The sequence below is a fragment of the Methanosarcina siciliae T4/M genome (assembly GCF_000970085.1).
GTDB lineage: Archaea > Halobacteriota > Methanosarcinia > Methanosarcinales > Methanosarcinaceae > Methanosarcina > Methanosarcina siciliae.
In genome coordinates, this window is record NZ_CP009506.1 from 3,424,146 (window position 1) to 3,443,490 (window position 19,345).

20 protein-coding genes and 2 pseudogenes are annotated in these 19,345 nt (G+C 40.7%); 15 read left to right on the forward strand and 7 right to left on the reverse strand.

Annotation, left to right across the window (positions count from 1 at the left end; translation table 11 throughout):
- Positions 1 to 113 precede the first annotated feature (113 nt).
- Positions 114 to 398 (forward strand): 50S ribosomal protein L37ae, encoded by a 285-nt coding sequence (locus MSSIT_RS14260; protein ID WP_048173220.1) that lies wholly within the window; start codon positions 114 to 116, stop codon positions 396 to 398.
- Between the two features lie 29 nt (positions 399 to 427).
- On the forward strand, positions 428 to 565 hold the full coding sequence (locus tag MSSIT_RS22440) for a DNA-directed RNA polymerase subunit P (RefSeq protein ID WP_011021777.1): 138 nt from the start codon (positions 428 to 430) through the stop codon (positions 563 to 565).
- A 277-nt stretch (positions 566 to 842) separates the two neighbouring features.
- Here MSSIT_RS22440 and MSSIT_RS14265 read toward each other — a convergent pair whose 3' ends face one another.
- A complete protein-coding gene (locus tag MSSIT_RS14265; protein ID WP_048173222.1) occupies positions 843 to 1,058 on the reverse strand; it encodes a hypothetical protein in 216 nt (71 codons plus the stop codon).
- A gap of 933 nt (positions 1,059 to 1,991) precedes the next feature.
- Here MSSIT_RS14265 and MSSIT_RS14275 point away from each other — a divergent pair.
- Positions 1,992 to 2,183 carry a heavy-metal-associated domain-containing protein gene (locus MSSIT_RS14275; protein ID WP_261789147.1) on the forward strand — a complete coding sequence of 64 codons (192 nt, stop codon included), beginning with the start codon at positions 1,992 to 1,994 and terminating at the stop codon, positions 2,181 to 2,183.
- 134 nt (positions 2,184 to 2,317) lie between these two features.
- On the forward strand, positions 2,318 to 2,563 hold the full coding sequence (locus MSSIT_RS14280) for a heavy-metal-associated domain-containing protein (protein ID WP_231589841.1): 246 nt from the start codon (positions 2,318 to 2,320) through the stop codon (positions 2,561 to 2,563).
- A 285-nt stretch (positions 2,564 to 2,848) separates the two neighbouring features.
- Here MSSIT_RS14280 and MSSIT_RS14285 read toward each other — a convergent pair whose 3' ends face one another.
- Complete coding sequence (locus tag MSSIT_RS14285) at positions 2,849 to 3,190, reverse strand: winged helix-turn-helix transcriptional regulator (RefSeq protein ID WP_048173227.1); 342 nt, start codon at positions 3,188 to 3,190, stop codon at positions 2,849 to 2,851.
- Positions 3,191 to 3,338: 148 nt separating this feature from the next.
- Between MSSIT_RS14285 and MSSIT_RS14290 the strand changes: the two genes are divergently transcribed.
- The 6 genes from MSSIT_RS14290 (at position 3,339) to MSSIT_RS14315 (ending at position 9,084) form a co-directional block, all read left to right on the forward strand.
- The gene (locus tag MSSIT_RS14290; protein ID WP_048173229.1) at positions 3,339 to 4,103 is read left to right on the forward strand and encodes an ATP-binding protein; all 765 of its coding nucleotides are present in this window, start codon (positions 3,339 to 3,341) and stop codon (positions 4,101 to 4,103) included.
- 267 nt (positions 4,104 to 4,370) lie between these two features.
- On the forward strand, positions 4,371 to 5,006 hold the full coding sequence (locus MSSIT_RS14295; protein ID WP_048173230.1) for a flavin reductase family protein: 636 nt from the start codon (positions 4,371 to 4,373) through the stop codon (positions 5,004 to 5,006).
- Between the two features lie 169 nt (positions 5,007 to 5,175).
- A complete protein-coding gene (locus tag MSSIT_RS25760; RefSeq protein ID WP_048173232.1) occupies positions 5,176 to 5,295 on the forward strand; it encodes a COP associated protein in 120 nt (39 codons plus the stop codon).
- Positions 5,296 to 5,547: 252 nt separating this feature from the next.
- Positions 5,548 to 8,391: a heavy metal translocating P-type ATPase gene (locus MSSIT_RS14305; RefSeq protein WP_048173233.1), complete on the forward strand. Its 2,844-nt coding sequence runs from the start codon at positions 5,548 to 5,550 to the stop codon at positions 8,389 to 8,391.
- A 191-nt stretch (positions 8,392 to 8,582) separates the two neighbouring features.
- Entirely contained in the window at positions 8,583 to 8,834 is a 252-nt protein-coding gene (locus MSSIT_RS14310; protein WP_048173235.1) for a hypothetical protein, read from the forward strand.
- Positions 8,809 to 9,084, forward strand: a complete 276-nt coding sequence (locus MSSIT_RS14315; RefSeq protein ID WP_231589842.1) for a YwbE family protein — start codon at positions 8,809 to 8,811, stop codon at positions 9,082 to 9,084. The genes MSSIT_RS14310 and MSSIT_RS14315 overlap by 26 nt, the downstream gene beginning before the upstream one ends.
- 325 nt (positions 9,085 to 9,409) lie before the next feature.
- Here the strand turns inward: MSSIT_RS14315 and MSSIT_RS14320 are convergent, their stop codons facing one another.
- The 4 genes and pseudogenes from MSSIT_RS14320 to MSSIT_RS14335 form a co-directional block, all read right to left on the reverse strand.
- A complete protein-coding gene (locus tag MSSIT_RS14320) occupies positions 9,410 to 9,784 on the reverse strand; it encodes a VTT domain-containing protein (protein WP_231589843.1) in 375 nt (124 codons plus the stop codon).
- A 214-nt stretch (positions 9,785 to 9,998) separates the two neighbouring features.
- Positions 9,999 to 10,718, reverse strand: coding sequence for a hypothetical protein (locus tag MSSIT_RS14325; RefSeq protein ID WP_048173238.1), 720 nt, complete (start codon positions 10,716 to 10,718; stop codon positions 9,999 to 10,001).
- 635 nt (positions 10,719 to 11,353) lie between these two features.
- Complete coding sequence (locus MSSIT_RS14330; RefSeq protein WP_082089019.1) at positions 11,354 to 13,369, reverse strand: serine hydrolase domain-containing protein; 2,016 nt, start codon at positions 13,367 to 13,369, stop codon at positions 11,354 to 11,356.
- Positions 13,370 to 13,396: 27 nt separating this feature from the next.
- A pseudogene (locus MSSIT_RS14335) lies at positions 13,397 to 13,765 on the reverse strand (MFS transporter); the annotation flags it as partial.
- A gap of 1,312 nt (positions 13,766 to 15,077) precedes the next feature.
- Here MSSIT_RS14335 and MSSIT_RS14340 point away from each other — a divergent pair.
- Entirely contained in the window at positions 15,078 to 15,761 is a 684-nt protein-coding gene (locus tag MSSIT_RS14340) for a class I SAM-dependent methyltransferase (RefSeq protein WP_048174868.1), read from the forward strand.
- 121 nt (positions 15,762 to 15,882) lie between these two features.
- Here MSSIT_RS14340 and MSSIT_RS14345 read toward each other — a convergent pair whose 3' ends face one another.
- Complete coding sequence (locus MSSIT_RS14345) at positions 15,883 to 16,209, reverse strand: DMT family transporter (RefSeq protein ID WP_048173242.1); 327 nt, start codon at positions 16,207 to 16,209, stop codon at positions 15,883 to 15,885.
- A 209-nt stretch (positions 16,210 to 16,418) separates the two neighbouring features.
- On the opposite strand from MSSIT_RS14345, the pseudogene MSSIT_RS23505 reads away from it, so the two are divergent.
- The 4 genes and pseudogenes from MSSIT_RS23505 to MSSIT_RS22450 form a co-directional block, all read left to right on the forward strand.
- Positions 16,419 to 16,580, forward strand: a pseudogene (locus MSSIT_RS23505) (CxxC-x17-CxxC domain-containing protein); the annotation flags it as partial.
- A 235-nt stretch (positions 16,581 to 16,815) separates the two neighbouring features.
- A complete protein-coding gene (locus MSSIT_RS14350) occupies positions 16,816 to 17,034 on the forward strand; it encodes a CxxC-x17-CxxC domain-containing protein (protein ID WP_048174870.1) in 219 nt (72 codons plus the stop codon).
- A 593-nt stretch (positions 17,035 to 17,627) separates the two neighbouring features.
- On the forward strand, positions 17,628 to 17,945 hold the full coding sequence (gene eif1A, locus MSSIT_RS14355; protein WP_048173243.1) for a translation initiation factor eIF-1A: 318 nt from the start codon (positions 17,628 to 17,630) through the stop codon (positions 17,943 to 17,945).
- 725 nt (positions 17,946 to 18,670) lie between these two features.
- Complete coding sequence (locus tag MSSIT_RS22450; RefSeq protein ID WP_048065096.1) at positions 18,671 to 18,871, forward strand: CxxC-x17-CxxC domain-containing protein; 201 nt, start codon at positions 18,671 to 18,673, stop codon at positions 18,869 to 18,871.
- Positions 18,872 to 19,345 lie beyond the last annotated feature (474 nt).

Sequence of the window (19,345 nt, forward strand, 5' to 3'; positions counted from 1 at the left end):
AAGTACACGTCTCCGGGTGATAGAAGAACCCAGGCTCAGGGTGACCGGCCAGCAGGAGGGTTCCGGGTTCTATCCCTTCAGACTCAATATTTACATTTAAGGAGTTTATAACGATGGCAAAGAAATTCACTAAGAAAGGAAGAATTTCCAGATCTGCAGGCAGGTTTGGTCCCAGGTACGGGAGAAAAGACAGAAAGCTTGTCGCAGACCTGGAAGAACGCATGCGAGCTCCGCATGTATGCACTAAATGTGCCCGCCCTACAGTGACAAGGATTGGCACAGGGATCTGGAAATGCAGCAAGTGCGGACACACCTTCGCAGGCGGGACATATATACCCTACACAAGCGTTGGTCAGACCCTGCTGCGCACAATGAAGAACGTTGCTGAAGCAAAGTAAACAAATACTTTTCAGGTACGTGAGGTTGTATGGGATATAAGTGCACTCGATGCAAACAGAAAGTGGAAATTGACTACGAGTATACAGGTATAAGGTGTCCGTACTGCGGACACAGGATCCTGGTAAAAGAGCGTCCTACAACCATCAAACGCATCAAGGCCGAGTAAGGAGTATCTAAAAATTACTCCTCTTGGCAAGCAAGAAACGTTGGGAATTAAAGGTTGTTTGGATACAAAATTATTTTCAAGTACCTGGACGGACAAAGGACAGATGCTTCCTGTCCGGACAGTACATACCTGATTCTATTTTGATTCTTAGTTTGTAATTAATTATTTTGTCTATTTGTCAAATTGTTACCTAGAAACCGAAAACAAATTTTGAGCTTAATTTATCCATTTCAGTATGACATTAGCATTACGGACAGAAACCGCCACGACTGCTTATTCACGGCGATTGGTGCATATGTTCCTGCCGGATAATTTCCCTGATTATTTCGTCGGGCACTTCCTTATCTGAATAGTTGCGCACTGATCGACGCTGGTAAATGTTATCAAGGGCAGCGCTAGAAATTTGTTCTCCGGTAGCTTTGATATTCTCTGTCAGGATCTCACCACTAACAGATAAACGAATTAAGGTATTAATCTCTTTTCTGCTACTCAATGCTGTCTTTCTGAAGATTACAGGATATCTGGAGAAAAACGAAGAAATTTAATAATAATAATGTGTGATGTAAAGCTATATATAAGAACTTGCCACTATGGAACACCCAGTTGAAGATTCCACAGTGATTTTAAAAAAATCATTATTTAAAGTGATATAAGGAGGCGAAATAACGGACAAGACGCCATCAACGTGTGGAGAATGCGAAATATATAACAGATCCTATGGATTTTGCCAGAAAATAATGGAATATGTCTCTCCATACGAAACTGAATTCAGATGCCTGAAAAAAACTATAAATGAGTCCCCTGTTTGTTCGGGAGCTGTTCATGAGTCGGAATCCCTCAAGAACATTCAAGTAAGTACTGCATGAAAGGCTTTTCTGGAAATTAGGCTGGGCCAGGAACTTTCACCTTATCCGGCAGGCACACTAAATGAATTCCGCTGACGGTTATATGCTTATTTCCGATGCAAGCAGAAAATCAAAATGATTATCAGGTGGAACTGGCTGAAAGTAATCAAAAAAACACCCGGAATAAGGCCAGCTTCCTCAAAATTTGATGAACATCCGGAGAAGTATATCGGGTCCCGGGGGTGCAGGTATGAGGAACTTGGACCAGGGAAAGATGGGATGCGAAAGCAAGTTAGTTATCTTCAGGTCAAAGCACGAAGGCAATTGAAAGTATGCAGGGCGTACAGAAAGTAGATATGAGCCTTGTGAACAAACAGACTTTTGATTTTTCAAACTCCTACTTTTTTACTCTCTTATGTTTAATGAGAGGACAACTTTTCCCTGTATGTCCGGCTTGAGGAGGAAAAAGATTATGCAGCAGACCGGACATATATCTGTTTAATCATGCAGTAGTCCACAAAATTATTATGTCAAATCAGTCAGTAAAATCAGTGGAGGTATAAACAATTACTCAGGAAACAATAAAAGTCGAAGGCATGTCCTGCGGGCACTGTGTAATGAGAGTCGAAAAGGCAATTGAAGGTTTACAGGGTGTACAGAAAGTAGATGTGAGTCTTGAGAACAAACAGGCTGTTGTTGAGTTCGACGAAGGAAAGACCGACGTCGAGAAAATCAAAGCTGCGATAAAAGAAACCGGGTATGAGCCCGTATGATCTTGAATAAGGCGTTTAACCCTCAAAATAATGAGTCTCAAAAGACTCAATTTTTTGGGTTCGAGGAATTCATTATATAGTAAAAGGTACAGACTTTTATAGCATGGGTAAAGCGTCTATTTTAAAGCAGCTGATTGTCCGGGGGTGAATTCATCGGGGAGACAACGCTTGTAGTAGATGATATGATTTGCAAGTATTGCAGAGACACGGTTACCAGGCTCATTACCTCTATTAACGGGGTTTCTCGCGTAAGCGTAAACGTCCCTGAAAGGACGGTAAATGTAACCTATGACAGCCGGATAACCGATTCGCATGTCATAAGGATGACCCTGCTTGAAGCAGGTTATAAAAATATCCGGGAAACTGTAACAGCTTTTTAAGCGTACAGGCAGTCTGAAAACTCTGGATAGGCGGCATATCCGATGGAAATTACGCCAGGAGTTTACAGCATGACCCGTGGCCACTGCCATAAAAGGGTAGCAGATGCTATTTTTTTCATGAAGATGTATACTTTTGGGGTAAATAAGAGTTAGAAGGTGTAATTGTTAATTGACCCTCAAAAAGTCAGTCTGAAGATATAACTACAGCTATTGAAACTACAGCTATTGAGGAAGCTATTTGAAAGGCTGATGTTTGCACGATATTGAAGAAAATGCCCGGGATAACTACGTGTTTTTCTGATGTATATCATCCCGATTCTCGACCCATTGTATCAAAGGAATAACTGCCTCACAAAGCTTTTTTCCATCTTCTGTCAAATAGTATTCAACCCGCGGAGGTATCTCGGCAAATGCTTCCCGTTGGATCAAGCCCTCTTTCTGGAGTTCTTTTAGCAGATCCGTGAGTGTCTTGGGACTGATCCCTTCAAGAGCACCCATGAGGTCGTGGAATCGCAACCTTTCATGATCTCCGAGGGCACTGATAATTAGTATAGCCCACTTTTTGGATATTGTGGTGATGATTCCTTCGAGAGGGCACAGGCAAATCCCATTACTATTCTTTTTCATAGTTACTTTATCACTATAAACTTGATATTATTAATACTATCATAATTATTGTGATTATTAATAATAAGTGCTATTATTTAAAGATGTTTTATTATTGTTTGTCCTTTTGAAAAAGCAAAAAAGTAAAATTTTTTGTAGAGGTGACTGGATGAAAGTTCTTATATGTGGTAAAGGAGGCAGTGGCAAGAGTACGATCACTGCCATGCTTGCAAAATCTATGGCTAAAAGAGGTTACAATGTGCTTGTAGTGGACAGTGACGAGTCAAACTTCGGGCTTCACAGGCAGCTTGGGGTTGGAATGCCCGAAGATTTCATGAATTATCTGGGGGGAAAAAGAAGCCTGGGAGAAAAATTGATGGGGGCATATCAGAGAGGCGATACTTTAAGTCTTTTTGAAAATAAATGGCAAATATCCGACATTCCTGAGGCTTACACTGTAGAAAAAGAGAACATAAAAGTAATGGCTATCGGCAAAATTCACGATTTCGGGGAAGGTTGCGCCTGTCCTATGGGCGCACTTGCAAGAAATTTACTGACTAATATTGAAACTACATCCGAAGACCTGATTCTTGTGGATACGGAAGCAGGGATAGAGCATTTCGGAAGAGGGGTTGAAGAGGGATGCGACATCGTATTAATGGTACTTGATCCGTCTTATGAATCTATTCGGCTCTCCGAAAAAATAAGAGAACTTACGGAAAAAGCCGGGAAGCCATTCTATTTTATTCTTAATCGTGTGGATGAAGTGGGAATTCAGTTAATGATGGAAGCTTTAGGCAAAACTAATCTCCTGGCTTCAATTCCATCGAGCCCGGAAGTTTTTCAGGCGGGATTTGCCGGAGAGGAGCTAAACGTTGAACTTCCGGAAATCGAATCGATTTCAGATTTTTTAGTTTCAGGCCCCCAATCTTGAAAGAAAGAAGACAATTTCAATAAGTGAATATTATTAATAAGTGAATATTATTAATAAGTGAATATTATTAACTGATTTCTTAGAAATATAGGACTTACAAAGTTGAACTGAAATGTTGAGGGCTTTAAACCATTAAACGCTTAAATGCAGTGTTTTAAATTGCAGCGTTTACTTATTTGCTTTTGTGCCTGGTGCGTAAGTCCTCTTTTTAAACTTTCAATAGCCTTATTTCAACGATTTAAAAGCTATTCTTTAACTGGTGGTAATATGATATTAGAAAATTTTAAAAGAGAATCGCTGATACCCTTGCCGGTGGTATTTATATCCACTATCAGTGAAGATGGTATTCGAAATATAGCCCCATATTCTTGTGTTATGCCTGTTTTACGACCACTGGATTTAGTTTGTGTTGCTTCAGCGAAAATGAGAGACACATATGCTAATATCAAAAGTACGGAAGAGTTTGTTCTTAATATGCCTGGTGTTGACATGGTGGATAAAGTGATACCAACAGCCATGCATGTTCCTTTCAACGTTGATGAATTTGAATTGGCCGGTTTAAAGGAAAGACCTTCAGAGAAGGTAAAAGCACCAGGAATTGAAGGATGCTATGCATGGATGGAATGCAAACTGCATAGTATACATGAAGAAGTATACGGTGGCTTCCCTTATCTACTGATTCTTGGTAAAGTTGTACATCTTGAGGTGGAAGATAAAATCTATAACAAGGAAGACGGTTCGTGGGATATGGAAAAGGCTAAACCCTTGATGATGACAGGATCCGACCGCGGGATGCATTTCGGCACTGCCAGCAATATAGGTAAATTTGAACCTTTTGGAGCTATGTTTGAGGACGGTAAAGATCCATTATCATGGATGCATAAAGAAAAGGAAATACAATAATACAGGCACGGTTGTTGTGTAATTATTGGGAATTAGAGTCTTTTGCATCCAGGTTAAAGCTCTATACCTGTAAATCCCCGTTCTTTGAATCGATAAACCGTAAATGTTGAAGGAATATCTTGCAGGGATTGCGTGATTATAGTAAAAAACAATTGAAGTCTTTGAAGGCGTGCTGAAAGCGGATGCGAACTTTCAGAAAAAACAGATAATTGTCGAGTATGATGAAAAGAAGGCAGAGCTGAAAGAAGTTAAGACCGCTATTCGAGAAGCAGGATACGAACCCTTGTAATTATCATGTAAATTACATATATCATCTGTTTCAAAGACTAATTATATTAAAAGGCACAAATTCTAATTATATGGGTGAAGCTTCTGTTTGAAGAAGTTGGTTATAAATTAGCTGGTTATAAATTAGCTGGTTATAAATTAGCTGGTTATAAATTAGTTGGTTATAAATTAGTTGGTTATAGATAAAAATTGGAGCTTGGAGGAGTTATACAGCTCCGAGAGTTCCTCAAAAACAGAATAGGTGGCATATCCGATGGAAATTACGATAGGAGTTTACGGCATGACCTGTGGTCACTGCCAGAAAAGAGTAGCGGACGCTATTTCTTCTCTTGAGGGCGTGGGGTCCGTAGATGTCAATCTCGAAGCCGGGAGTGCAACTGTTATTTTTGATCCTGAGAAGGTAAGCCCTGATGATATCAAGGAGGCTGTCCAAAAGGCCGGGTATTCTACAGAACCAGAAGCAGAAGCTGAAGAGGAAACCCCGGCAGAAATTCCTGAACCTGCCCGGGAAGAAGAAGTCGAAGAAGCTTCCCAGACGTGTCCCCTGACCGAAGCATGTCCCCTGGGCCCCATGGCAGAAGAAGCGGAAAAAGAAGTATCCCGCATCTCGGGCCAGAAAACAGGTGCCAAAGAAATCACTCTCGGAGTTTCCGGGATGACCTGCTCGGCCTGTGCCCTGAATATTGAAAAAGTCCTGAAGAAAAAAGAGGGTGTTGACTCCGTAGCCGTTAATCTGGAACTCGGCAGGGCAAAGGTTAGCTTTGAGCCCTCCATGATCTCTCCAAAGGAAATTGGAGAGGCTATCGAATCCATAGGATATAAAGTCGAAAAAGATAAAGTAACCCTGAACCTCCAGGGCATGAGCTGTGCTTCATGTGCTGCAAATATTGAGAAAATTCTCAATAAAACCGATGGCGTAATTTCGGTTTCCGTAAATTTTCCGCTTGAAAAAGCTTTTGTGGAATTTGACTCCTCCCGCATCTCTGTCCGGGAAATAATTGCTGCAGTTCAGGGAATCGGGTATGGGGCTTCGGCTCAGGCCGAAACCGTGGAGTACGAAGACAGAGAACAGGTCTCAAGGGAAGCTGAGATCCGAAGACAGAAAAATAACCTGATAGTTGCTCTTTTGCTGGGGATTCCCATCTCTCTGGGAAACATGAGCATGATGCTTCCTTTCCTCTCGTTTGTGCCCCCAATCTTTTCCAACCCGATGGTACTGTTTGTACTGTCTACCCTTGTCCTGCTTTTTCCGGGCAGGCAGTTCTTTGTCGGGACTTTCAAGGGCTTCAAGCATGGCGTAACTGATATGAACCTGCTGATTGCTGCCGGGACTGGATCGGCTTATCTTATCAGTGTAGCGTCAACTTTCCTTGACCTGGGGCCGGGATACAACTCTCTCTATTATGACACCGTTGCTTTCCTGATAATTTTCATAGTCTTTGGCAGGTACCTTGAAGCAAGAGCCAGAGGTCGGACTTCGGAAGCCATCCGAAAACTAATGGGGTTAAGGGCTAAAACCTCCAGGATCCTTGTAGACGGCGAAGAAAAAGAGGTCACTGTGGAAGAGGTCGTTGTCGGTGACATTGTTGTGGTCCGTCCCGGGGAAAAGATACCGGTTGACGGGATTGTAGTTGAAGGCAGCTCCGCAATAGACGAGTCCATGATTACCGGGGAGAGCATTCCGGTTGAAAAAGGTACGGGGGACACGGTTATTGGGGCTACCCTTAACAAAACAGGGTCTTTCAGGTTCAGGGCTACAAAGGTCGGAGCCGATACAGCCCTTGCCCAGATAATCAGGCTTGTAGAAGCAGCCCAGACCAGCAAGGCTCCAATCCAGAGGATCGCAGATGTTTTTGCCGGCAACTTCATCGTAGCCGTCCATATAATTGCCCTTCTGGCTTTCTTCTTCTGGTTTTTCATCGGTTACTGGCGTTACGGGGTAGGAGAGTCCGCAGACCTCGGAGGGATAAGTCCCTTCCTTTTCTCCCTGCTTATAGCTATCACTGTCCTTGTAATCTCCTGTCCCTGTGCAGTAGGACTGGCAACCCCTGCAGCCATTATGGTCGGGACCGGCAAAGGTGCAGAAAACGGGATTCTGATCAAAGGCGGGGAAGCCCTTGAACAGGCTCATAAACTCAACACTATCGTGTTTGACAAAACCGGGACCCTGACAGAAGGCACTCCGAAACTTACTGACGTATTTGCAGTTTCCGGCCGCGAAGAAAACGAAGTACTTTTTATTGCCGCAACGGCTGAAAAAGGATCCGAGCACCCACTGGGAGAGGCCATCGTAAGAGGTGCAGAGGACAGGAAAATCAGCCTTACCGAGGCAAAAAACTTCCGTTCGATTCCCGGAAAAGGAATCGAAGCCTACATTGAAAACCAGAAGATTCTGCTCGGGACCCGCAAACTCATGGAAGAAAGCTCGATTCCTTTTGAGGGCCTGGAAGCTGAGATGCGCACATTTGAAGAGCACGGGAAAACTGCAATGCTTGTAGCTTCAGGGGACGAAGCCATAGGGCTTGTTGCGGTTGCCGATACTCTGAAGGAGAACTCTAAAGAGGCAGTCGAGACCCTGAAGAAAATGGGCATCGAAGTAGTTATGATAACCGGAGATAACGCAATCACAGCCGGGGCAATTGCAGATGAGGTCGGGATCCCGAGAGTGCTTGCCGAGGTGCTGCCCGAAGACAAAGCAAACGAAATCAAAAAGCTCCAGGTGGAAGGCAAACTCGTCGGTATGGTAGGCGACGGCATTAATGATGCCCCTGCCCTCATTCAGTCCGACGTGGGAATCGCTATGGGGGCGGGTACGGATGTGGCAATGGAATCGGCAAAAATAGTGCTTATAAAAAATGATCCTAAAGATGTGGTCGCAGCGCTTAAGCTGAGCCGGCTTACCATTAATAAGATCAAGCAAAATCTGACCTGGGCCTTCGGATACAATACGATAGGCATCCCTATTGCAGCAGGAATCCTGTACCCCATTTTCGATCAGATTTTGATTACACCGGCATTGGCCGCCGCTTTCATGGCATTGAGTTCGGTTTCCGTAACAACCAATTCCCTGCTGATGAAAAGAAGCAGGATTAAATAAGTTCAGGGCAGATATTTTTGAAGCTGAATAAATCAGGGGCAAGTTTGAATAAAAGAAAAGCCGGAAAACAAATGCATGAGGGATATCTTCTTGAACTTTCCTGCATGTATGTTTTAAATATTCTTCCAATGAACCGGCTGAAGGTTAAGTTATCGGAAATTCCCAATACTCAGTAGCTGATGGTGAATTATATGGTTAAATTCGGATCCAAAGACAAAAGGACCAGACTCGTGTTTATCTCAAGTATCGCCACCTCGTTGGTGTTGATGAACCTCTTTCTGCTTGGGACTCTGTTAGTCAACCTGCATCAGGGAGAAGCCTCCTACACTATGGTAGACATAGCTGCAGGTTCTATCTTTGTTCTTGTGATCACCATGATAATTTCCCTTTCCATCTGGCCCAGGATAATTGATAGGCTTGAAAGCAGAGAAAAAAAAAAGTAATGAACATCAATTAAGTTACCAATTGATTTATATAATAGCGAATTTACCTGCTGTCATGAACAACGGCAGTATCAGAGCAAATATTAAAGAAGGACTGAAAGTGGGAATTGTCTTAAAGCAGGACCAGAGAACCGGGAAAATCACCCGTGGTGTTGTAAAGAGAATTTTGACCAATTCTTCGACTCATCCGCATGGGATAAAAGTTCAATTAGCGAACGGGCAGGTTGGAAGGGTTAAGGAAATTTATTAAAAAGTTGTGATCCATTCCTTTCTAAACAACAGATGTTGATTTCATATTGATAAAAAGGCTATTCTAAGCAGGCGAAAAATGCACATCAAATAACCTTCCTTAGTCAAGATCCTGCTTATAGCTTCAGGACAAGCTTAGTAAATGGCAAGAGTACCTTCACGCATAAGCATAATAACGAAACAAAAGGGATTCAGTTTATACCCGATTTTCCTCGAAAAAAAGAAGAATTGTAATCTTTGAAAATCTACCCTCTCAGCCTGCGTTTGTTTTATGAAAATACGGCTCTAAAGAAGCTGTTATCCTCTATACGAGTCACAAAAGAACATTACAACTGTAATATCATACGTGCTGAAAGAATGTATGAGGCATTTAGTATTGCTTCTCCTACAAAAACTCCCAATAGGCACTTAAATATATTTACTCTTAAGGTAGATCCAACATAAATTATTAAGTCTGTTGGGACAAGAGGGAAAAAACTCCAGGCTACAATGATCGGAATCCCATGGTCTTTGAATCCATTTCTTATTTTTTTAACGTATTTTTCATATCTGATTTCAAAATATAAATCAAAGCCTATATACCTAGAAAAATAATATACAAGAGTAGATGAAACCATTATTCCTAGCATGTTCAATATAAAAAGCTCGACAGGGTTGAATATAATAATTCCTGCTAGTAGAAGAGGAGTAGAGGGAACCATGGTAAGCCCTCTAAAAGATAATAAAAGGAAATATATTATAAGAACAGCCAGGTAATGATCTTTAACTAAGTTTTTAAGGAAAAGTAGATTAATTTTATCCGGAAAAATGATGTACAACATCATTCCTCCTATAACCACGAGTATCCATATAAAAAAAATAGTTTTTTTTGTCTCGTATTAGGGTTATTTAATTCTATTTTCATTTTTCAGACCTCTATTTTGGACTTCTCTGACTGATAATACTGGCAGATTGGTCATCTTTAAGAAGTCTGCTATTGTTTTCAACGATTTGATTTTCTTTCCAGGTGATCGTAAAGATGCAGTCCTGGTTCTGAAAAATTCCATAAAACGTATGAATCGATCGGTCCTGAGGATGCAGAATATCGTAAACGACAAATGTGATATCAGAATCTTCAAGACCATAGTAATTCTCATAGAGTGAAATCAGGTCCTCTTGAGAAGTTAACGAAGTATTGTAGTCTGAAGCAAATTCCTCATTTGAATAGGTGCGTAAATTAAATATTTTTGAGTCGTTTATCTCACCTTGAAACATTAAGCTAGATGAGTTTAAACTAGATGAGTCATTTTGGGAAATGATTCCATAAAACGTAGAGATCGAGTTATTATTAGGATTTTTTAGTTTACTAAATGTAACAACCCGAATGTCAGAGTTTTTAGCCCCATAATGCGCTTTGAAAAGTGAAATAAAATTGTCCTGTGGAGTTAGCGATGTATTAAAATGTTTTGCTGCAAATTCTTCTTTTGAATAAACTTGATAATCAAAGTTATTAGATTCAGATCCGCTCCACTTAAACAATAAATGGGCATAGGTATTTAGAAAAATAGGAAAGGATACTATCAAAAGACCAGTTATAAAAACGAGTAAAGAAATAATTAAAAATGTGTAGGTAAATATTTTTAGGGCTTTTTTCATTTACTGATCTTCCAATTGATTGATATGGTTCCATACTCGTTGTCACCCATAATATGAAATAGAATTTATATTTTTCTATTTGTTCGGTTGAGTTGCAAAAAAATTATAAAATGGACTCAGTGAAATAAGCAGAAATTTAAAAGTCAGCATATCCAGTAAACCCCCCTTCTTAAAACACTATAAAAAAGTTATGCTCCATTTCTATATAAACATCATCTGCTGACGTTATTTTGATCAAAAAGCTATTCCAAGCAGGCGAAAAATGAAAAAAAAGATAATTGCAGAAGCAAACACGCCAATTGTAAAGTATAGTAAATTTTTTATTTTTCCGGGCAGATTTTCAGTGTTAAAATTATCTATTATGAATTCCAGGAGGGACGGGCCAGCAGGATACATCCTCACTTTGAAATGTTATTAAATAATTTAAGATTTTTGCTTTTAATATGACTTTTCGATTCCGGACCAGATTCTATCCCATCCTGCGTCATTTTCCTGATGGTTAGCAGCTTGAACAAGAAATAATGGATTCTGGTGTAATCAAAAAATGTTAAGGAAAGTGATAATCTCTTCCACTGCTTATTCAGGTAATCCTTTCTTTATTTTTGACATCACATTCTCATCGATACGAGAGCACATCAGAATTTGAACCCGAGTAGATTCCAGTTATTGAGCCACCAGACAAACGTCAGCAGAGCCAGGACCACCAGACTGTAATGAATTCTTTCGGGATAACTCCAGTAGCTATCTTTCCATGCAAGAGCTGCGAAGACGGCAGATCCCAGCGCCAGAATCGCAGCTATCAGGGCGATTGCTAACAGGAGTATCAGGAAGGTAGAGACAGAGTATATAAATTCTACATTTGCAGTTTTATCCCGGAAAAGGAATGTTAACCCTGTCAGGAACAGGAGGTTAATCATACTGGCTCCGCCTGCAAACAATCTGGCTGTGCTGGAAGGTTTTTTGGGCTTTGATGGGGAGCACTTGATGATCAGGCTTATCGGCCAGATTAGCGTCGATAAGAAAAGGAGAATGCAACTTCCCAGCAGGAAAAGGTTAATGCTGAGATCATCGTGCCAGGGAACTTTCTCATAGGTTGCTGTGGGATCCAGTTTTATGAAGAGATACTTTATATGACCCTGGCTATCTTTGCCAAAGACCAGGCCTTCCCGGGAAGGCAGACCATCGGCCGGGCTGAAGGTAAGCTGTTTTACTTCAACCCATTCTTTTGATCCCCCTGTAAGCTGGGAAATTATGAGGGTGCTGTTCGGACCCGGAGATATCCGTATCCTCTGGGAGATAGAGGTTAATTTTTCAAAGTTAGTGTAGGCGCTCCTTGTTGGGCGATAGTTGCCAGCGAAAAGACTTACATTCTTTTCAAAGCCGGGGATGGGTTCTGGAACCGGCGTAGGTGACATGGGATAGTAATGATCCAAAAAAGCCTGCAGTAGCTCATTGGCTGCCGATTCACCATCCTCTCCGTTCAAGGAGACAAAAAGGCCAAGTTGACTTTCCGGTATCAGCGCCAGCCGGGTGTGGAACAGGATAGTGTCGCCTCCATGCCCTATAACTCTCGGATTTTCCGGATTTATCTCCAGGAATCCATAAGTTACACCGTTAACCCCTGGAGCGTTCGTAAAGAGGCGGCTATGCATTTGCTGTGCTGTAGCCTCCTGCAGTATACGCTTATCGCCATACCTCCCGTTTTGAAGATGGGCAATCATGAATTTCGCCATATCCTCAGAGGTGGAACTCATAGAACCTGCCGGCCAGACCTGTACGTATTCAAATGGCTTGGCTGTGTAAGCATTATTCGAATAGACATATCCGTTGGACATATTCGAAGCCAGTATGGCTGGCAAGGGCTGGTCGAATGTCGTATTGTTCATATCCAGCGGAAGCAGGATATTCTCTTCCACATACCTATCAAAAGGCATTCCAGACACCTGCTCAACAATATATGCAGCCAGGGCAGAGCCGTAGTTCGAATAGGCGGTTAATTCTCCGGGAGGGCGCACTCGAGCAGGCATTCCCTTTTCCAGGTACTCCCCGAGCGGCATAATGTCAGTTGAGTTGTGCACAAAAAAGCGTCCACTGATAGCTAAATCTTCGAAACCCGATGTATGGGACATAAGGTTCTTGAGGGTAATAGGCCTGGAATAGGTAGCAGGGATCTGGAAGTCCTTGAGATAAGTGTTAACATCGGCATCGAGGTCCAGCTTTCCCTGCTCCGCAAGCTGCATCACTGCCGTCCATACGAAGAGTTTGCTGACAGAGCCCACACGGAAAAGAGTTTGATTTCCAACGACCGGCTGGCGTTTATCAATGTCTGCATAACCATAGCCTTTGGCAAAGATGATCTGTCCGTCCTTGACCACAGCTACGGTTGCTCCGGGAACAGGATCGGCCTTGAGATGTGAATTTACAGCCCCATCCATAAAGGCTTCAAGCTCAGTTGAATTTGTGGGATCGCTGGTGTTTGAGGCAACAGCAGAATTTAGAGGAGATGCAGATGCTGCACTGAAAGTCAGGAAAATAAGTATCAGACCAAGGGTAAAGATGTATGCGTTTCTTCCCGGTTGGATTGCTGAGTACCCTGGTGAATGAGTAAACGAACTTATGCTGTGGTTGTTATAATTCCAATGCCTCATCATCCTGCACCATTATTTTATAAGCCCAATTATCCTGCCGTAGTTTTTATTCCTTTCTTTTTCGGAGGTGAGGTCCGCAAGGTATGCATTGGCAACAGATACGTTTCCTCCTGTAACGCCATCAAGAGCTCTTGCAAAAAAGAGCGCGAATAGGAGAAGGGTAACCAAAAATACCCAGCAGGCCAGACCACCTGTCCAGAATGGGGGCTCCGATAAGCTGAAAAGCAGATCGGTGGAAGCAAGTGCGCCGTAGACAAGGGCGTTACCTCCGTATTTTGTCACAAGAAATACAAGAAAAGTAAGTATGATGCCAAATCTTAGGGTTCCGATGAATGTTATGGTATACAGAGGAAAAAGTGCCCTCCCGTCTACAGAGGAAGTTCCCGCATCCGATTCCATCACAGGATATTATGCTGGTTCTTTGCCTTATAATAATTCTCTTCCAGAATTTGGAGTATTTTTATACTGGTTCGCTTTGATTCTGATTCACTTTAAATCTGTTGCAACAGCAAAGCCGCAGTTTACTGGAGGGTTATTCTATAATTTTTGAAGCCTTCCGCAAGTCTCCTGCAAGTCTTCCGCAAGTTTTCTGTAAGTATTTTGTACTTTCCACGAATTATACCGGGTATAACTATCCTGCCATGCTCTTTAAGGTTTTTAACCATCAAATAGGGATTTATAAACTTTTAAGGAACTTAATTGATCTTAATTTCCAATAAGGCTATTATCACAGATTTAAATGTATAAAAAATGAGATTAAAGGGTTAATATCCCTTTAATTCTGAATATACCGACTTTATATTCAATAAAAGGACTAATATTTGCTTTTTCTTTGATGTAAATTTCGCAGATCTTTTATCAAGGAAAATAAAGTATTATCAAGTTTTAAAAGTATCAATTCTTCCTGGTAACAAAACTATTGCAAAAAGTATACTTATATTCTAATTTTACAATATGAAGTACTATCCCAAATTGTTTTTCAGACAAAGTGAAAGGCTTTGAAAACAATCTCCAGGGATTCAAAGATCTTTAAACAGAAGGAAATAAAGGTCTTTAAAAAATCGAAGGAATAAAGGTCTCAAAAAACAGAAGGAAATAATCTCCAAAAAGTATGTACTCCAAGAACATTGAGAGAAACCTGAATGTTAAGGGCATATCATCCTGAAACGGTAGCGTCTGTTGTACCCATATTGATGTCAACGATCCGATCCTTCCGGAAACTCTCAACAGAAGCTGCCGAGTTATCCCACAAAAAATCGTATCTGGACAGGTTGTCACGGGGACGCTGTGGGATAAGGCCCTAGATTAAACGTACTGAGGCGGTGTCAAGGTACGTGTTAACGGGTTAACCCTTAACAATAAGCATTTTTCAGGCAACACCTGTAGGGCGGATTCAGGTGTTGCCTGAAATATCTTTATTCTTTACGATTCCAAATTAATAATCTACCCCCAAACCCCTTTTTTATTTTTTTCACCCTTTTTCTTATATTATCTCCCTCGTTTTGTTTTCTATATCGCCTCATTATCTTATTTTTTCTATTCGTGCCTTTCAGAATCCTCAAAATGGAATTTTAGTTTCTCCTTTTCACGCACAGTTGAAATCGGCCCTCCGTCCACAGGAATAAATAGGTATAATTATTTGGAGGTGGATATCTTAAAGTGTTTTATTGATTTCGAAACCTTCTTTATCCTATACCTTTATTGGTTCACTATGCCAAAATCATACTGGGAAACCGTTCCCTTAAAGAAAATACCCTCAAGCCTTGAGCTTTACCCCGTAGTTTACAGGTATCTTCAGGAAGGCTATAAAATCCTCGATATCGGATGCGGTTTTGGAAAAATCAGCTTTGAACTTGCTTCCAAAGGATATGCTGTAACAGGGATAGATATAAACTCCGAAGCTATCAGGTTTTCAAATATAGCTGCAACCAGCCTGGAACATGATCAGAAGAAAGAAGGAAGGGCTGACTTTAAGGTTGGGAATGCTTCTAACCTTCCTTTCCACGACTCAAGTTTCGATTTTGCAGTCATGCAGGCTTTTTTGACCACTGTCCCGGACCCAAGGGCAAGAAAAAGGATAATTCAGGAGGCTTTCCGAGTCCTCAAACCCGGAGCTTTCCTTTACTTTGTGGAATTTGCCCAGAACTGGCACCTCAAGCCTTACAGAAAGCGCTACCTTCAGGATTTTCCGGTTACAAAAGAAGAAGGTTCTTTCCTTGCTCTTAACCCTGACACAGGAGACGTTGAATTTATTGCGCACCATTTTTCCGAAAAAGAACTTGTTTTCCTGCTGGTAGACTGTGGGTTTGAGATTGACTATTTCAGAGTTGAAAAACTCAAAACCATGGTCGGCAACGTAGTTAATGGGTTTGTAGTTGTGGCTAAAAAGCTTTGAACTCGGGCTTCCGTATACTTTCCTTCGGTTACAAAACCTGATTTTTGCTTGCACAATCCCCTTTTGAAAAGTGTTTGGGTATTCAAGTATATTGGTGTTATAGCTATTGGTATTCTGCCCTTTATGTGACTCTATCGCTCAGGTGAAGCCCGATAACTCCTGCAATTACAACGATAAGAGAAATCATTTTGAGGGCTGTGGCAGGTTCCCTGAACCATAAAATCCCTACAATGGTGATAAGAGCAGTCCCGAAGCCAGCCCATATTGCGTATGCAATGCTTACATCTATTCCTTTAAGGGCAAGCGTGAAGAGAGAGAAACTGATCGCATAGAACACGAAAATCAAAACAGAAGGGAGCAGTTTTGTAAAACCCTCGGATAGTTTCATGCAGGTAGTCCCACATACTTCAAATGCTATTGCCAGTAACAGCAAGTAATAGTAGTTCATCAACGAATTATTTTACTTCCATTTATTAATCAGTTCCCTGGTTCTTTATACATAGTATTTATTTTAGGAAGTATACTGGAATATAAAAATATACCGGATCTCGAGCATGAATCATAAAATTAAGGTATAAATTATAGGTCATGGAAGGTTTTTCTCAGAATTCTTCTCTCTTAAGATATATTTATATATTATAATGTCTTGGGTCCAGAAATCGGGGTGGCAGGGATGACGGCAGCTGTGGAGGTTTCAGAGGCAGTAGCAGCGGTCCCAGAGAAATGTACCCAGCAGTTTGTTCTGACTGCGGTGTAGAAACCCAGGTTCCATTCAAACTTTATATAAGAAACCTGCTGATGGTCGGGTTTCCAACTTAACTCATTTATTTTCGGGTCAAATTTTTAATTTAACTTCTGTCTTAAAGGGACATGGCTCCCTGTTTTCTTAATTCTGCAGATTAATTTTATATATCATAAAAAGGTTGTAGAATTAGTAAAAATAATGAGAAATATAATCTGTTATTGAAAACTCCATTTTTGGTTTAAATAATAAATTATATCCAATCATATTTTTATGAATATGTGTACTGCTGAAAGCGGAGGTGAAACAAAAATGGGTTTTAATGACAGAGGAAACTACAGAGGAAGAGACAGTGGCCGTGGTGGCAGGGATGGTAACCGCGGAGGTTTTAGAGGCGGCAACAGCGGCCCCAGGGAAATGCACAAGGTTGTCTGTTCTGACTGCGGCGTTGAAACTGAAGTCCCCTTCAAGCCAACTGAAGGAAGACCGGTTTACTGCAGGGACTGCCTTCCAAACCACAGAAAGTTCTAAATTTAAATTTCTCAATACAAGGTGTTGTCCTGTAAGCTCTTACAGCAACACCGATCCACTTTTTAATCTATGTTTTTTGCCTTATACTCAGGTGAAGGACATCGGAATCCTCAATCATTGTGAATTTATTTATTGAGCGTTGTATCACTTTAAATTGTCACTCAGGCGTCAATCAAAGATTATATATCAGTTGAAATTTATTAATATTTATAATGTGGATAGTTTTTAAACCTATTTTATTCAGGGGGATCATGGATCGGGTCGGCGGGATCTCTAAGAAGTAGTTTCTGAGGCTTCAGATTTATGTTAAATTTAGGCCTTTTATGTTTTGTATAGGTTTTTAACTTCCTATCCATTTATGAACCATCAAACCAAAAGTCTATCGGGGATCGATAATTGTATAAGGGTTCAATCCATCCAGAATGTATAGAAGAAATTAAGATCGATAATAAAAACCGGAATATAATTCCGGGATTCAAAATCAAAACTTTATAACCAAAAACGGATCAAAAATTCGGAATCGAATAATCAATCAAAAATCCAAAAGCAAAATAAACAAACGAGGAATCAACCTGGCTAATTATAGAAGCAATATGAGAAAGAGAAGGGAAGGGTCAGCTGCACCCAGTACTCAGGAAGTAACAAGGGTACGCACTCCACGCAGGGAGAACCATGAAGTACTGGCAACCGTAGGAAGCCTTTTAGGCTCAAAGAGGGTCAATTTACAGTGTATGGACGGTGTTGTCCGAATGGGGAGAATCCCCGGATCCAAGAACAAGAAGATGTGGATTCGTGAAGGAGATGTTGTAATTGTCACTCCATGGGAAATCCAAGATACCAAGGCCGATGTTATCTGGAAATATACAAGACCTCAGATTGAGTGGCTCGAGCGAAAAGGCTACCTTAAGTAACTGACTAAATTATTGTGCTATTTGACTAACAAAAAAATAACTGCCTTGATATTAGTTGGTTTTAACCAGCGAAACGGTTAAACCTCTCATTCTTCTTTTCATTTTCTGTTTCTATCTTTTACAATTTTACTGATATGCGATTGTACCTGCTTGCAGGATTTGCTGTTTCACGTATTACACCCGGCTTAAGATGAATTATGCTCCCTTACAGATAGTGCCACTGCCTACTATAGGGAGGTTTTTTCTACCGGTTCTACTTAAAACCAGGATAGTTCGTTGAAAAAACATTAAATCCGGGAGAGATTGCGTGAAATAATTCGGATATTTGCGTGAAATAATTTGGATATAAATGTGTCCCCATCCTTAATATGGGCTTTCTGGCACTACCTGAAAAGATAAATTGAGTAATTAAAAGTCAGGTTCTGTTATTCTTTGAAATGTGGGGATTGAAATGTCTGCGGATTTAAATATCAATCGTTTGATTGCAGTAAAGGAATCTGGAAGACTTGGATTAGAGGCGGGAGGCTTCAGATATAAAATATTTTTATGATTGTTTTTAATTTTTATGAGTAAAATTTATATAATTTGACTGTATAGTAGAACCATTAAAAATAAAGAGACGTATAATCTGTTATTAAAAACTAATTTCTGTTTTTAATCAAAGAGCTCTATACAATCTTATTTTTAAGCAATGACTATCCGTTGTAAGCGGAGGTGAAAAGAAAATGGCTTTTAATGACAGAAATTCCTTCCGGGGAAGAGACAACAACCGGGGAGGTTTCGGAGGCCCGAGGGAAATGCACAATGCAATATGTTCCGACTGTGGCGCTGAAACTCAGGTTCCTTTCAAACCTGATCCCGACAGACCGGTCTACTGCAGGGACTGCCTTCCTAACCACAGGAAGCCCAGAGAGAACCGCTACTAAATCCGAACCTCATTTCGGAATTCTTACTTTTATAGAGTGTGTCCGTCCTGCCTGTTTGTGAAGGCAGGCGGATCGATTCTTTTTCCAGTACGAATCTTTTAAGGTTTTCAATCGTTATTTTAAGTATAATGTTTGAGTCGGAAGAGTTTTTTTCTTCTTTCACATGTACAAATTTTATTTTCTATGGCTTTATCTTTTATAGAAACCTTTATATAATTTGAATGTCTTGTTAGAGCTGAAAATAAAGATACGTATAATCTGCTATTAAAAACTCATTTTTGTTTTTAATCAAAAAGCTCTATACAATCTTATATTTAAACTGATGAATCTCCGCTGAAAGCGGAGACGAAATAAATCGCAGAGAATGCTTCCCTAAACACAGGTAATTATATATAAGCTGGATTGAGTATTTTTTGCAGTTCAATTTGCATAATACTCAATTCATTTTTCACTTTTTGTTTTTCATCCTTTGCT

What these genes read in the sequence shown, in the direction of transcription:
- MSSIT_RS14310 (WP_048173235.1), top strand. Translation starts at nt 8,583, where the DNA reads ATGGTTAAATTCGGATCCAAAGACAAAAGGACCAGACTCGTGTTTATC.
- MSSIT_RS14325 (WP_048173238.1), bottom strand. Translation starts at nt 10,718, where the DNA reads ATGAAAAAAGCCCTAAAAATATTTACCTACACATTTTTAATTATTTCT.
- MSSIT_RS14345 (WP_048173242.1), bottom strand. Translation starts at nt 16,209, where the DNA reads ATGAACTACTATTACTTGCTGTTACTGGCAATAGCATTTGAAGTATGT.
- MSSIT_RS22440 (WP_011021777.1), top strand. Translation starts at nt 428, where the DNA reads ATGGGATATAAGTGCACTCGATGCAAACAGAAAGTGGAAATTGACTAC.
- MSSIT_RS14320 (WP_231589843.1), bottom strand. Translation starts at nt 9,784, where the DNA reads ATGGTTCCCTCTACTCCTCTTCTACTAGCAGGAATTATTATATTCAAC.
- MSSIT_RS14260 (WP_048173220.1), top strand. Translation starts at nt 114, where the DNA reads ATGGCAAAGAAATTCACTAAGAAAGGAAGAATTTCCAGATCTGCAGGC.
- MSSIT_RS14305 (WP_048173233.1), top strand. Translation starts at nt 5,548, where the DNA reads ATGGAAATTACGATAGGAGTTTACGGCATGACCTGTGGTCACTGCCAG.
- MSSIT_RS14295 (WP_048173230.1), top strand. Translation starts at nt 4,371, where the DNA reads ATGATATTAGAAAATTTTAAAAGAGAATCGCTGATACCCTTGCCGGTG.
- MSSIT_RS22450 (WP_048065096.1), top strand. Translation starts at nt 18,671, where the DNA reads ATGGCTTTTAATGACAGAAATTCCTTCCGGGGAAGAGACAACAACCGG.
- MSSIT_RS14330 (WP_082089019.1), bottom strand. Translation starts at nt 13,369, where the DNA reads ATGATGAGGCATTGGAATTATAACAACCACAGCATAAGTTCGTTTACT.
- eif1A (WP_048173243.1), top strand. Translation starts at nt 17,628, where the DNA reads ATGAGAAAGAGAAGGGAAGGGTCAGCTGCACCCAGTACTCAGGAAGTA.
- MSSIT_RS14340 (WP_048174868.1), top strand. Translation starts at nt 15,078, where the DNA reads ATGCCAAAATCATACTGGGAAACCGTTCCCTTAAAGAAAATACCCTCA.
- MSSIT_RS14285 (WP_048173227.1), bottom strand. Translation starts at nt 3,190, where the DNA reads ATGAAAAAGAATAGTAATGGGATTTGCCTGTGCCCTCTCGAAGGAATC.
- MSSIT_RS14350 (WP_048174870.1), top strand. Translation starts at nt 16,816, where the DNA reads ATGGGTTTTAATGACAGAGGAAACTACAGAGGAAGAGACAGTGGCCGT.
- MSSIT_RS14290 (WP_048173229.1), top strand. Translation starts at nt 3,339, where the DNA reads ATGAAAGTTCTTATATGTGGTAAAGGAGGCAGTGGCAAGAGTACGATC.